We start from the raw sequence: 14,080 nt of genomic DNA, 5'->3' as shown, positions 1-14,080 counted from the left end.
AACTCGTCCACGACGTCCTGCCGTCGGACAGCGTCCAGGCCTCCGTCGATCGGGCCGAAAGCACGCTGCCCCAGGGCGTCCTGGACGACCCACAGGACATCTCGGAAGAACGAGAAGACAACGACCTTCAACCCGTTCTCCGCAGCCTCGTCGACGACCTCCATCAGCCGCAGCAGCTTCGCCGACCCTTCCGGGTCCGCGTACGCGGCACGGCGCATGGCCATGAAGTTCCCCTCGGCGACCGCCGAGCGGTAGGCGACGAGATCGGACGCCGACAGTTCCTCCCATTCGTCGACATGAACGACGTCGGGGAGCTCCGTCAGGACGTCCCGCTGGTTGCGGCGCAGGTAGGCCGGTGCCACTGCCTTGCGAAACGACGTCGGCCCTGCGGCGGCCGAACTGCTGTGGATTCCGGGCAGAAGATCAGGCTGCAGATAGCGGACCAGGTTCCGGAACTCCTCCACCCGGTTCTCCATCGGGGTGCCGGTGAGGAACAGGACACGGTCGACGCGGGCGGTCCACTCTGCCACCGCCTGCGAGCGCTTCGTGCTGTGGTTCTTGACGTAGTGGGCCTCGTCCACCACGACCATGCCGACCGTGACGTCCTCCGGGACCTCCAGGCGACGCAGTCCGTCGAAGGTCACGACGGCGACACCTCCGCTGCGGAGCCATTCGGTGCGCGCGGCTTCCCGCTCCTGGCCGTGGAATCGGAACGCCCTCAACGTGCTGCGCGACTCGATCTCCCTGATCCAGTTGATGAGGACGCTCGCCGGGCAGACGACGAGGAAGTGTGCGCTCCCGTGCGCCCGCAGATGCGCGAGTGCGGCAATCGCCTGGATCGTCTTCCCGAGGCCCATCTCATCGCCGATGATCACCCGCTTCTGGGCGAGGGCGAAGCGGGCTCCGAACGCCTGGTAACCACGGAGCGGGACCGTGCACCGGGTGTCGTCCAGCGGCTCGGCCCGGACCCGGTCCGACAGGCTCTCCGGGAGGAAGCCCTCGGAGGCGGTGAGCCCGTCGGAGCCGGATCCGGCGAACTCGCCCAGGACGCCGTAGAACTCGGCCGAGCGGACTTCGAACTCCGCCCAGGCCTCGATGTCCGTGGCCGGTGGGCGGAGGAGGTCCACCGAGGCCTGGGCGAAGAGCATGGACGTTCCTCGGCTCTCCGTCTCCGCGAGCAGGGCGTCCAACCGGTCGACCGCGGCGAACGCCTCCTGCCGGCGCTGCCGCCCGGCGAACAGGCCTCTCACAACGCCCCGGGCCGGCTGGGCGGCGGCGATCAGGGCGGAGGCCTCGCCGGCGACACGCTCCGCCAGCTCCCTGGCCCGTCTCGCATCGGGCCCGGCGGCGACCAGCCGTTGGAGTGCGACGACCAGCGCGGTGCCGGCCGTGTCCTGGTGGTCGACGTCCAGCCGGATCGCCACGGCCTGCTCCGCTGCCCGGGCGATCTGCCCGGCGGCGGCGATGGCCTGGAGAGCGCTCTGGGCTCCGATTCCGGGCAGCAGTTGGAGCGTGTAGGGCGTGGCGTCCACCACCTGCCGCACGGTCCTGATTCCAGCGGCCTCCAACGCGCCGACGCGCAGACGCCCCTCGGTGACGTCCTTCAGCCGGGCCACCGGAATGCCGTCCAGTTCGTCGCGGACCAGCTGGCCCCGCAGACCGGCCGCGGCCTGGCGCACGTGCTCGACAGCACCCTGGTGATCGTCGACGACCGCGCGGGCGACCGCATGGAGCCGCTCCCCGTCCGCCAGCACGACCTTGGGCTTCCGGACGGCGCGCTGCCTCTCTCCCACCTACGGCTCCTGTCCCGACTCGACCCTGCGGCACCCTCTCCGGGCGTCCACATGATTCCATCCAGGCACCGCCGACCGCCCCGGATTCCCGACCACACCCCCGGCCGCCCAGCGGCCGCGGTGAAGGCGAATCCCCTTCACCGCGGCCGCCCGGGTCGCGCCTTACCGGCCGACGGTCAGCGCAGGACCCTGATGGCCATGACCGAACCGTCCTGGCTCAGTGAGACAGGCCCGCCCCACTTGGTGTCCCACGCCTCCTCGGGCCATTCCGAGCGCAGCGCATGGGCCTTGTACCGGTACTGCTCGACCCGGCCGGCTGCGAGGTCCTTGAAGAGGTCCCTCGCGATCCCGGAGAATGCCTCCACCCGTGTGCCGTTCAGCCGGAAGACGTGGTCGGTGCCCACGAAGTCGATGCCGTGCACGGAGTACGCGATGTCCTGAACGATGCCCGTCCCCGCATGCGTGTACTGCTCGAAGTGGCGCTTCCCCTGGCGCTGCGACAGATAGCGCGCAGTGGGCTCGCCCCCTCCCGTGAAGGCCATCAGACCCGCCGCGTCCACGTGCGCGAGGACGCGGCGGAACCATGTGTAGTCCTCTGGCCGCACGTGATAGCCGGACACCACTCGGGGCTTTTCACCGGTCCCCCACGCAAGGTCGATTCCCGGTACGACGGCATGGTCCTCCGGCGGGCTGTCCAGGTTGACCTCACGGGCTCCGGCGGGGAGGTGCAACACCCCGTCCCCCGGGGTCTCCAGCAGGTGGAGGGTGATGGGGTCCTTGCCCGGGATCTCCGTGCCGAACACCATGGCCGGCGTCTCGTCCGGCTTTCCGATGTGCACCGCCTCGACGTGCGCTGCCGCAGTGGACAACTGGGCGTGCACCTGCGCCGCCTTGCCGTGCCGGCCCTTGCAGGCAACGAGCACGACCTTGGAGGGCTCGCCGGGCTTCCATACCTCCAGGAAGAAATGCGGACGCTTGGCTGCCCGATGGGACGAGTCCTCCTTGCCGGTCAACGTCCACCCCGCCCGGAGAGCGATCTCAGCATCGATGACGGAGACCGAGTGGTCCGGGTACCGCCGCCTGAGGACTTCCTGGGCGACGGCCAGGGCGAACCCGATCCCCAGCTCCCCCGACTGGACGGCCTTGTAGTGGCGCATCGGATTGCGGCCCTCGTCGGACAGCGTCATGAAACTCCCGTGGTTGCCAGCCAGCGCCTGGCAGTACTTGAGGCTCGCCCAGTGTTCGGCCAGCCCCCGGCCCGCTCCCTGCCGCGCCAGGACGTTGGCCCGGCCGAGCGTGTGCAGCAGCTTCCACGGGGCGAGCTCGATCGACTGACCGCGGTCGCGGACGGGCACGGCGCCCAGCCCCGGCTTTCGCCGCAGCAGCTCCTGGTTCTTCTCGCGCCGTCCCTTGTCGTCCAACTCGGACACCTCCGCGACGCTCCCGGCCAGGCCGGAGGTCGAGTGGATCGACACGTTCCACGGCTGGGCGAGGTCCTTCAGTACGGCAGCTGCCTTCTTCACCAGGGTCTCTCCTTCAGTAGGTTGCGGTTCCCGCTGCTCGGTGTCGGTCGGTCTCCGGTACGGCTATCGCGCACGGCCTGGGTGCGTCTCATCGAGGTCGTTCAGGGCGGCGTTAACCACCTGCCAGCAGATGCTCAGGGTGTCGCGGTCCGGCCGGTGGCTCTCGCGGGACTCCGCCTTGGGGTGGACGAAGTTTCGGTACTTGCGCAGTTCGTGGCTGAACTTCTCGGCATCCGCCCCGATCCACCCCGCCCGGTGGCAGGCTTTGATCAACTTGTCCAGGTTGACGCTGTCCTCGGAGTCCCGACCCAGTAGGGAGGGGTCGCGTTCCACCACGGTCCGAAGCAGCACACCCTCCAACAGGGAGCCGAGCATGATGATCGCCGCGACGTGGGCACCGTTGGCATAACACGTCCGGGCCTCGTCCAGCCGCCACTGGAGGAGATCGGCCATGGCCTCGTCCGCGATGAGGTCAGACATCACGACCTTGAGCTCGGCGGCCCCGTAGTGCGTCGGATGCGCCAACGCCGGGTCGCAGGGAACGAGCCGGGCGCTGCCGCCGGGGTTCTCCAGCCGGTACCCCTCGTGAATGAGGAAGGAGTTGACCGCCGCCACGACGTCGGCGAGCAGGCCGGGCTCATCGAGGTACTCGCGGGGGTCTGCCAGCCTGAGCAATACCTTCTCGATCTCCCCCGGCTGGTCCCGTCGTTCCAACAGCAGTTCGGTCGCCCAGTCCCTGCGGTACTGGCCGTCGTACTCAGGGAGGCCGTGCCAACCGGCCCGCTTGAGGAAGCCCGCGATCTCAAACCCACGGCGGTAGTAGAGGTCATCGTCGCCCGCGACGACGCGTGCGAGCTCCGTGAGGGTGTTCTCGTCGAGTGTGAGGTCGTGCTGCCGGGTCTGGGACTGGGACTGGCTCATGCCGTTCCTTCGGTCGAATCGGATTCCGGGCTGGGGTCGGATCCGGTGTGGATTCCGTCCCCGTCGTCGAGGCTCTTCGACATCTCGGGCTCGTGGTCTTCCGCCCCCTCGTCGGGGAGCTCCGCACCGCCCGGCAGTTCGAGCGGCGCCCACAGCTGCGCATCTCCCGGCGGCGCGGACGGTCGGGAGTAGTTGGCCGGGCGGATCCCCTGGCGGTCGAGTTCTTGCCACAAACCTGCCAAGGCTTCGTCCGGGTCGAACCTGAACTCGCTCTCGCGGATGCGCCAGAACCGCCATCCGACGCGCTGCAGTTCGCGGTCACGCTGGTGGTCGTGCCGGATTTGGTCGAGGGTCGAGTGGTAGTAGTCGCCGTCGCATTCCACACCCAGTCGCCCTCGTGCGCCGACGACAACGAGGTCGATGCGCTTGCTACCGGCCGGATACTGCGGCACCACGTGGTACCCGCGGTCCTTCAACCGCAGGTAGACCTGCTGCTCGAAGAGGGAGTCGAAGGGAGTGCGACGCACGTCGGGCAGCACGGCGCCGATATCGGCGGCCTCTGCCAGAGCTGCGGGCGGATTCTGCATGTAGCCCAACAGATTGAGCCGCAGGTCGCCGGACTTGAGCTGGTCGAGCGGCACGGAGTAGAAGAGCCGCATCTGATCCTGCGCTCGACTGGCCGCGACGTTGTACGCCTGCTGCTCGCTCCGCATGCCCCCGGCGATGCGACGCACCCGGTCCACGACCATCGACAGCAGGATGACGTGCCGCTCGTCCCCCTGGAACTGCGCCGGGGTGCCCACCCGGATGCGATGGCGTTCCCGTACCGGAGCGGGCAGGCGTTGCTCGATCAACTGTTCCAGCAGCTTGACCTGGCCGAACGTCCCCTGGAGCACGATGACGCCCATGGTCTTGTTCTCGTACGCCGGATCAGCGGTCAGCTCGGCGAGGCAGTCGACGATCGCCGCGGCCTCCTTGGGGTTCCGGATCCGGCTGTCGCGTCCTTCCGCCACTCCGTCCTCGACGTAGTGGGTCAGCAGCGGATCGAGCCGCTCGCCGCCGTACTGCCGAAGGGGGATGAGACCCGGCGGAGTGTAGAAGGTCTCCGACGACCAGCCGATGATCTCGGGCATGCAGCGGAAGTGCTCCTGCAGACGGATCGTGGACGGGAAGAGTGCCGACAGCAGCTGGTACAGGTTGGAGTGGGGCATGTAGAGCTGACGCAGGTGGGCAGGAACTTCCGGAAGGTGCGCGGTCAGCCGGTCCTGGATCTGCTGGGTGCGGCCGTATCCGGTGACCGGGGGCGTGCACTGCTTGTCGTCACCGACCACGATGATGCGCGGCGCGAGCCAGAGCAGGAAGAGCGCGTCCATACCGGCCTGGCTGGCCTCATCAACGATCACCACGTCGAAGGCGTCCTGCCTCGGCTGGATCATCTCGGCCACCCGCCCGATGGGCATCACCCAGGCCGGCACGGCGCCCTGAGCGATGTTCATCGCGCTGCGGGCGGCCGCCTTGAACTGGGACGCGTTCTTGCCCTTGCCCTTGCCGTACGAAGCCATGTGAGTGCGGTAGGCCTGCAGAGCCGAACGCTGTTCCGGAGTCATCCGGACCAGGCAATGGAGCCTGCCGTGAGCGGCGGCGAGATCCCCCGTCAGCTCCTCCAGCTTGGCCTCGTGCTCGCTCAGCTCACCGTCGAGACGTTGCTCCCGGCCGGGGGCGCGTTCGTCGTCGATGAACCGGCACGCCCTCGCCCACGCCCACGCCTCCCCGAACCGGCCGAACCGCTCGTCCCAGGCCGGGTTCTCGGCCTCGGCTTCTAGTCGGCCCGCGAGGGCGGGCGACGCAGCCCGCAAGCCTTCCAGCAGCTCAGCGCAACGCCGCCGCCGGTGGTCCCGCCGCTGCGCCGCAGCGAGCGCTTCGAGTTCCTTCGTGTACCGGTCCACGTCGCGGTCGGCCAGGGCCCGGGCCATGCCGAGGGCTTCGACCGGCGGCGCCGCACCGTCGTCCACGCCGCGCAGCAGCCGGTCCCACCGCTCGATCCTCGCCGACGCCGCTTCCGCGCGCTGCCGCCCGGCCAGCGCCGACACGGCCTCGGTGAAGTCCTGCCATGCCTGCGGGCGGGTCAGGTCGAGGTAGACGCCATGACGCACGAGGAGTTCGTCGACCTGCTCGCGAATCCGGCCGAACTCGTCGACCTCGACGAGGTGTCGGTACCGCTCACGCATCGCAGCCAGCCGCACCTCCAACGGCGCCTCCGCGAGGGCCGCATCCACCTGTTCCCAGCGGCCGGCCACAGCCACGAGTGCCGTGTAGGCCTGCAAGTACGCCAAGACAGCACTCAGATCGTCCTCGGTGGTCGGCGCCTTCCCGTCCACCCGACAGGTGCTCAGGAGTTCGTCGGCCTCCCTCTGTGCCTTGGACGCGAATCGTGTGCGCAACTGGCGGCCCCCGGCGAGGTACTTCGTCAGAGCAGGGATCGTGGCCGCCATGCGGTTGGCACGCTCCGGCGTCAGTGTGTCCGGAAGGACAATCGTGCGCAGACCGATCCGGTCGAGACCGCCGGCCACCTCGGAGAGGACACCCGCCACATCAGTGACGCGCTGCCAGAGATCGGGGCGGCGTCGCGCGAGCCGATCCGTCAGGGCACACACCACCCAGCTCGTACCTCCCCAACGCGTGGCTTCCCATGGAACACCCAGGCGGTGCAGCCGGCTTCGACCGGAGTCGAGCAGTGTCGTCAGCCGGTCGGTGGCAGAGGTCTCCAACGAGGCCAGCACGTTTCGCACCTCGATGGCGGCCGACGAGAGCCCGCTGGTGCTCAACTGGCTCGCGGCGAGGGCTGCCGCGACCTGGCCAGGCGTCGGCAGGGTCTCGGCCGACTGGAACACGCCGGACTCCGCCCACTGCCCGGCCCCCTCCCTCAAGAGTGCGAGCAATTCCTCCGCCTCGATCGGCGACAGCGGAGGCGCCGTCGGAGCCCGGTCGGGCAGCCTCCCGATCCAGCTCAGCCGCACCGCCTCGTCCTGCACCGTCTGCACGATCGCAGCGAGCGTCCCTCCGTAGCCCGGAGCGACCTCCGGATGCTGGTACACCTCCGCTTCGCGCAACGAGATCACCTGCTCCGTCAGCAGTTTGATCCTGCTGCGCACCTCGTACCGGCGCTGGGTCAGTCGGCGGATCTCCTCCCGCAACTGGTCGGTGTCACCCATCGCCACCTGGTCGCTCAACGCGTTGATGGTGCGTTCGAGCTCGTTCGCGCCGTCCTGACTGGTGCTGCTGAGCAGGAGTACGCAGAGGTCCCGGACGGCCGGGGGCAGCTTGTCCCGGAGAACCGTCAGCGCCTGGTCCCGCGCGCTGGTGACGAGGACCCGCTGTCCCTGGGCCAGCAGTGCGGAGACCAGGTTCGCAATGGTGTGAGTCTTCCCGGTGCCCGGCGGTCCCTGCACCACCACGCCGGTATCCCGCTGCAGCCGTTGGAGGACGGAACGCTGCTGGGCGTTGGTCTTGCCAGGAAAGAGCGGTTCTTCACCGAACAGAGCGGGGGCTTGCCTTCCGCCCCAACTCTTCCGGTCCTCCGGATCCAGTGACATCACCAACTGCGCCAGTCCGAGCGGGGCCTGGCGTTCCGACACCACGCTCTCGGCGATGCGGTCGTAGAAGCCCAGCACCGCGTTACGGTCCCTGGGCCGCATCAGGAGAGCCGGTGCGAAGGTCAGCCTGGCACCCACCTCCGGCCCCGCCGGAGGCCGCCAGTTGGCACTGAACGCGACTGGCCGGGGCAGCACCAGGTCCTGCCACTGGGCGAGACACTCCAGCGCTTCCCCGCTCAGCAGGTGGAGGGGCCTCGCGGAGAGCTCCTCGTCGAACGCCGCAGAGCGTTCCGCCACCCATCCGTCGTCCGTGTCGAGAAAGTCCCGGTCCTCCAAGCGGACCGCCCCGCTGCTCGTGAGGCGCACGGTGATCCGCGCGGTCCGCCGATCCACCTGGGTCTCCACCCGGCGCGAGAGCACGTGCCGGTGAATCACCCCGCCATTCGGCTCGCTCCAGGCCAGGAGGCCCACCGCGAGCACGAGTTCATACTGGTCGTCCTGTTGCACCAACTGCTGGTGCCAGTGGTAGACCCTCTCGTAGAGCTCCCGCTGCGACCTCTCCACCCGCTCGCGTTCGGCCCAAAGCCGCCAGCGCGCGAGCCAAGGCCCGTACGCCCGCAGGACTTCCTCTGCCTCCTCCCTCGCAACGGTCGCTTCACCGTCCTGCCAACGGTCGCGATCGTCTGCCCCCGGCACCCACCTCCGGTAGGGGCCCTCCTCCGCCAGAGGCGGATCCACAGCATCCGCGTCCTGACAGAGCCTCTCGTCGATCCACCCTTCGAGCACCGACGGAAGCTCCGGCGCTGCCACCTGCGGAACATGGTCCAAGATCAGCAACGGCCGATCGTCCTCGTCAGACGGCCGGGGCACCCTCACCGGAAGATCCGCCAACCAGAACGGGCTCCACGAGCGGGTGTCCCGAAGCCTCTGATGGCTGCTCTGTACGACCTCGCGCAGGAACCCGACCAGCGCAGCGGTCTGGCCGATGACATCGGGATCACCCGCATGTCGCCGTGGAACGCTCACCATTCTCCCCTCGGTCGGTGACGAACGTTCCAGGATGGGGGTGACAGCCGAAGTCGGAGGGAGAGAACGACAACATGGCCGATTACACGCCGCGTGATGTCTTATATACGCTGAGTCCCATCTGATCGATCCAATCCCAGCCCCCGCTTAAGCGAACACCTGCGCGACTGCGGCAAATAGGTGCGCGCAGGTCGCCGCGCACTAGAGTCGCTCGGCCGCACGGAGGAGGCGCTCGCCTTCGTCGACGAGGCCGCGGTCGGGTGGCTGACGGCGCGAAGGCCTGGCACTACGACGTCCTGCTCACTGCCGCAACCTGAGCAGGGCCCGCAACTCCCACGACACCTGATTTGCCGACCCCACGGCTCCCGGGGCCTCTCCGGACACCTCGTTCTGACGAGCCGGTGGGTGATCTCGGTGGGGATGCGATGACCTGAGTTGGGGTTTTCCTGGCGATACAGCCGGACGCCATGATGCTGGACGGGCGCCCGTGGCGGGAGGCCCAGTGCCCCGCGACCGCGCAGCTCACTCCGCCCCGGCGGAGTCTCCGGGCCGGGGGCGGCCGTACGTCCGTCTCCATCGACGGCGGTCACCCGGCCGTCAGCCGGCGGTCACAGCGCTGCCAGGGCTGCCTCCAGGTCGTCCAGGCCCAGGGAACCCTGCCGCAGGGCCTTCATGTGCCAGTGCTTGAGGTCGAAGTCGGAGCCCAGCCGGCGGCGGGCCGCCTCGCGGCCGGCCAGCCAGGCGCGCTCGCCGAGTTTGTAGCCGATGGCCTGGCCGGGCCAGCCGAGGTAGCGGACGATCTCACTGTGCAGGTGGGCGGGCGCCAGACCGACGTAGTCGGCCATGAAGGCGGTGGCCAGCTCCGGGGTCCAGCGCTCGCCCGGGTGGAACGGGGAGCCCGCCGGAATGACGCTCTCCAGGTGCATGCCGAGGTCGACGATGACGCGGGCGACGCGCATCATCTGCTTGCCGAGGTAGCCGAGGCGGCGTCCGGGATCGGTGAGGAAGCCGAGCTCGTCCATCAGCCGCTCCGCGTACAGGGCCCAGCCCTCCACGTTGGCGCTGATCTTGCCGAGGGTGACCTGGTAGCGGGACAGCTGCTCCGCCGCCGCGGTCCAGGAGGCGAGCTGCAGATGGTGCCCGGGGACACCCTCGTGGTACCAGGTGCTGACCAGGCGCCAGGTGCGGAACCGCTCCTGCGCGTCGCCGTTGGCCGGCGGGAGGAAGGTCCGGCCCGGGCGGGCGAAGTCGAGGCTCGGTCCGCTGTAGTACGGCGCGGCGGCGCTGCCGGCCGGGGCGATCCTGGTCTCGACCCGGCGCAGCGGGCCGGTGATATCGAAGTGGCGCCCGTCGAGTGCCTCGATCGCGTCGTCCGTGATCTGCTGCAGCCAGCCGCGCATCTGCTCGGCGCCGTGCACGGTGTGTCCGTGCTCGTCCAGGTGGGCCCGGGCTTCCCGGACGGTGGCGCCGGGCAGCACCCGTTCGGCCTCTGTGCGCAGCTCGGCCCAGACCCGGTGGAACTCCTCCCAGGCCCAGTCGTAGGTCTCGTCCAGGTCCAGGTCGGCGCCGGTGTACCGGCGGGCCCCGAACAGGTAGCGCTCGCGGCCGACGGCGTCCGGCGTGCCTTCCGCAGCGGACCGGTAGCTGTCGCGGAGCCAGTCCCGGAACGCGGCCACAGCGGCGGTCGCCTCGTTCGCGGCGGTGTCCAGTTCGGGGCGGAGCCGCTGCGGCGCGGGGGCGACGAACTCGGCGAACCAGCCGGGGCCCCCGGCCGTCTCGCCGGTCCACGCGGTGAGCTGCGCGCACAGCACGTCGGCCTGGCGGGGCGCGGCGAGCAGTTTGCGGGCGACGCCCTCCGCCAGCGTGGCACGGTAACCGTCCAGCGCGGCGGGCAGGTTGCGCAGTCGGCCCAGGACCGGGGCCCAGTCGTCGTCGGTGGCGGTGGGCATCATCGTGAAGATGCCCCGGAGCTGGTGCACCGGCGTGTGCAGGTTCCGCACCGCGCGGAAGTTCTCGCCGGCCTCGTGCACCCGCACCTCGGCGTCGAGCCGCTCGCGCAGCAGCCGCGCGCACACAAGCTCCGCCGGATCCCCGTCGGGCCCGGCCTCGGGGACGGCCTCGGGGACGGCGTCCAGACGCGCCAGCGCCTCCCGCGCGAGCCGGACCGTCTCCTCGACGCCGTCCGGCGACAGGTCGGGCATCCGGTCGTCGCCCGGAGCCAGGCCCAGGGACGTGGAGGTGACGGGATCGTGTGCGGCGACCCGGGCCACGTAGTCGTCGGCGATCTGTCGTGGAGTCATCGTCAGCTCCTTCGGTCGGCGATCGGTCGCGGTACCAGGCGTAGGAGGCCTTCGGGGTGCGCCGCTGCGCCACGAAGTCGCTACGCCGCGAAATCACTGCGCCACGAAGTCACCGCGCCGCGAAGTCGCTGCGCCACGAAGTCGACGTGGACGAGTCCGGAGCGCCGGCGGAAGGCCTCAGGCCGTCGAACACGTCGTGATTGTAGCCAGGGTCCGCCCTCCCGCCCCGGACGGCCGCCAAGTCCGCACCGCAGCAGACGGGTTGGGCCACGACCGGGCGCGACGGGACGGCCGCCCCCTCCGGTGCGCAGTGGCGCTGATCACAGCAGGTTTCGCGCAGTCGGCGAAATGCGGAGACCACTCGGGTTGTTTGCACAGGCAACCAATTCCGCCCCGGCGCACACCACCGGCACCCACGAGGGATCCCATGACCGTCACCGAGCCCGCAGCCTCCCGCGCGGCCGAAATCCTGTCCCGGCCCGTCACGCTCAACGGGCTGACCGTTCCCAACCGCATCGCGATGGCGCCGATGACGCGCAGGTTCTCCCCGGGCGGCGTGCCCGGCGAGGACGTGCGCTCGTACTACGCCCGCCGGGCCGCCGCGGGCGTCGGCCTGATCATCACCGAGGGGACGTACGTCGGCCACGAGTCCGCCGGCCAGAGCGACGACATCCCGCGCTTCCACGGCGAGGAACAGCTGGCCGGGTGGGCCCGCGTCGCCGAGGACGTCCACGCGGCGGGCGGCACCATCGTGCCGCAGCTCTGGCACATCGGCATGGTGCGCCAGCAGGGCGACCCGCCGTTCGCCGACGCGCCCGCCGTCGGCCCGTCCGGGATCCGCCTGGACGGCACCGAGGGAACGGGCCGGGCGATGACCCGGACCGATCTGGACGCCGTCATCGGCGCGTTCGCCGAGGCCGCCACGGCCGCCGAGCGGATCGGCTTCGACGGCGTCGAGCTGCACGGCGCCCACGGCTACCTGCTCGACCAGTTCCTGTGGGCGGGCACCAACCGCCGCACCGACGCCTACGGCGGCGACCCGGTGGCCCGGACGAAGTTCACGGCCGAGCTCGTCGCCGCGGTGCGAGCGGCCGTCTCCCCGGAATTCCCGGTGATCTTCCGCTACTCGCAGTGGAAGTCCGAGAACTACGAGGCCCGCCTCGCCGAGACCCCCGAGGAGCTGGAGGCGATCCTCACCCCGCTCGCCGAGGCCGGCGTCGACGCCTTCCACGCCTCGACCCGCCGCTACTGGGTCCCCGAGTTCGACGGCTCGGACCTCAACCTGGCCGGCTGGACCAAGAAGCTCACCGGCCGCCCCGCCATCACCGTCGGCTCGGTCGGCCTCGACGGCGACTTCGTCGGCGCCTTCAGGGGCGAGGGCTCCCCGGTCCAGGCCATCGACAACCTGCTCGACCGGCTGGAGCGCGACGAGTTCGACCTGGTCGCCGTCGGCCGCGCCCTCCTCCAGGACCCGCAGTGGGCCGCCAAGGTCCTCTCCGGCCGCCACGCCGACCTGCGCCCCTACGACGCCGACGCGCTCCGCACCCTCAGCTGACCACCACCCCCCGAGGACCCGGCCGCGCGGCAGGTGCAGCGGCAAGTACGGCGGGGCCGGGTCCCTTCGGACTCCCGCAGGACCACGCCGACAAAGACGAGATGTCAACAAGCTTGCGAGAGCTGCGTTTTCGGACGAAATCGACGTGGACGAGGCCGAGGGGCCGCTGGTGGCCCTCGGCCTGCTGCCCCCACTGCCCTGCGCAGTGGCCCCTGCGGCCTTATGGTGAAGAAAGGCCCCCCGGATGGACCCCTGAGCAGCCTGCCGACGTACGGCGACGACTTCCCGGAGGAGCGCCGATCATCTTCCCGGAGGAGCGCTGATCATGAGTACCTATCGAGTGGCACAGGCGACCGCCCCGGGCGGTGCGCTCCACCCGGCCGAGCGAGAGGTGCCGCAGCCAGGACCCGGCCACGTGAGGATCGCCGTGGAGGCGTGCGGCGTCTGCCACTCCGACACACTCTTCGTGAACGCAGCGCTACCGGGCGTGTCGTTCCCCGTGGTGCCCGGACACGAGATCGCCGGGCACATCGAGGAGTTCGGCGAGGGCACTCGGGACCGTGGATGGCAGATCGGCGACCGGGTGGCGGTCGGCTGGTTCGGCGGCAGCTGCGGCCACTGCAAACCGTGCCGCCAGGGCGACTTCATCGTGTGCCGGAACCTGAAGGTCCCGGGATGGGCGTATGACGGGGGCTTCGCCGAGAAGGTGATCGCGCCCGCCGACGCACTGGCCCGGATCCCCGACGAACTGGCGGCGGGCGATGCCGGGCCGATGGCCTGCGCGGGCGTGACCACGTACAACGGGTTGCGGCGCAGCGCCGCCCGGCCCGGCGATCTGGTCGCGGTGCTCGGGCTCGGCGGGCTCGGGCACCTCGGGGTTCAGTACGCGGTCGCGATGGGCTTCGAGACGGTGGCGATCGCCCGGGGAGCCGAGAAGGCCGGCTTCGCCGAGCAACTGGGCGCCCACCACTACGTCGACAGCACCGCCGGCACCCCGGTCGCCGAGGCGCTGCAATCCTTCGGCGGCGCCAGGGCCGTGCTGGCCACTGCCGGGAACTCCGAGGCCATCGCATCCACCCTGGACGGGCTGGCCCCCCGCGGGGAGCTGGTGGTGATCGGGGCGGACGCCGCTCCGATGGCGATCAGTCCGGCCGGACTGCTCATGGGTGCCAACGTCGTCCGGGGCCACCCGTCCGGCACCGCGCAGGACGTGGAGGACACGATGGCGTTCAGCGCCCTGCACGGCATCCGCCCGATGACCGAGACCGTGCCGCTGGACCACGCCGAGGAGGCGTACCAGAAGATGCTCGCCGGGAAGGCCCGCTTCCGGATGGTGCTCACCACCGGCTGACCCGGATCGACCACCACG

7 protein-coding genes (1 of these 7 running past the window's edge) are annotated in these 14,080 nt (G+C 70.3%); 2 read left to right on the top strand and 5 right to left on the bottom strand.

Annotated features, from left to right (window positions below; translation table 11 throughout):
* The 5 genes from A6F73_RS28815 to A6F73_RS28795 form a co-directional block, all read right to left on the bottom strand.
* Nucleotides 1-1,793: the 5' portion of a DEAD/DEAH box helicase gene (locus tag A6F73_RS28815; RefSeq protein WP_063350445.1), read on the bottom strand. The gene continues 388 nt to the left of window position 1, outside the view; the window shows 1,793 of its 2,181 coding nt (coding positions 1-1,793); it begins with the start codon at nt 1,791-1,793; its stop codon lies off the left edge, out of view.
* A 176-nt stretch (nt 1,794-1,969) separates the two neighbouring features.
* Complete coding sequence (locus tag A6F73_RS28810; protein WP_079136102.1) at nt 1,970-3,316, bottom strand: hypothetical protein; 1,347 nt, start codon at nt 3,314-3,316, stop codon at nt 1,970-1,972.
* Nucleotides 3,317-3,379: 63 nt separating this feature from the next.
* On the bottom strand, nt 3,380-4,237 hold the full coding sequence (locus A6F73_RS28805) for a hypothetical protein (RefSeq protein WP_063350443.1): 858 nt from the start codon (nt 4,235-4,237) through the stop codon (nt 3,380-3,382).
* On the bottom strand, nt 4,234-8,667 hold the full coding sequence (locus A6F73_RS28800; RefSeq protein WP_244293537.1) for an AAA domain-containing protein: 4,434 nt from the start codon (nt 8,665-8,667) through the stop codon (nt 4,234-4,236). The genes A6F73_RS28805 and A6F73_RS28800 overlap by 4 nt, the downstream gene beginning before the upstream one ends.
* Before the next feature lie 797 nt (nt 8,668-9,464).
* A complete protein-coding gene (locus tag A6F73_RS28795) occupies nt 9,465-11,156 on the bottom strand; it encodes a DUF885 domain-containing protein (protein ID WP_063350441.1) in 1,692 nt (563 codons plus the stop codon).
* A 427-nt stretch (nt 11,157-11,583) separates the two neighbouring features.
* Here A6F73_RS28795 and A6F73_RS28790 point away from each other — a divergent pair, with 427 nt between their 5' ends.
* Nucleotides 11,584-12,711, top strand: a complete 1,128-nt coding sequence (locus tag A6F73_RS28790) for an NADH:flavin oxidoreductase (protein WP_063350440.1) — start codon at nt 11,584-11,586, stop codon at nt 12,709-12,711.
* 325 nt (nt 12,712-13,036) lie between these two features.
* Entirely contained in the window at nt 13,037-14,062 is a 1,026-nt protein-coding gene (locus A6F73_RS28785) for an alcohol dehydrogenase catalytic domain-containing protein (protein WP_063350439.1), read from the top strand.
* The last annotated feature ends 18 nt before the right edge of the window (nt 14,063-14,080 follow it).

This window comes from Streptomyces sp. MJM8645 (genome assembly GCF_001625365.1).
Taxonomy (GTDB): domain Bacteria; phylum Actinomycetota; class Actinomycetes; order Streptomycetales; family Streptomycetaceae; genus Kitasatospora.
This window is presented reverse-complemented; position numbering and strand designations above follow the sequence as displayed.

What these genes read in the sequence shown, in the direction of transcription:
- A6F73_RS28805 (WP_063350443.1), bottom strand. Translation starts at nt 4,237, where the DNA reads ATGAGCCAGTCCCAGTCCCAGACCCGGCAGCACGACCTCACACTCGAC.
- A6F73_RS28795 (WP_063350441.1), bottom strand. Translation starts at nt 11,156, where the DNA reads ATGACTCCACGACAGATCGCCGACGACTACGTGGCCCGGGTCGCCGCA.
- A6F73_RS28790 (WP_063350440.1), top strand. Translation starts at nt 11,584, where the DNA reads ATGACCGTCACCGAGCCCGCAGCCTCCCGCGCGGCCGAAATCCTGTCC.
- A6F73_RS28785 (WP_063350439.1), top strand. Translation starts at nt 13,037, where the DNA reads ATGAGTACCTATCGAGTGGCACAGGCGACCGCCCCGGGCGGTGCGCTC.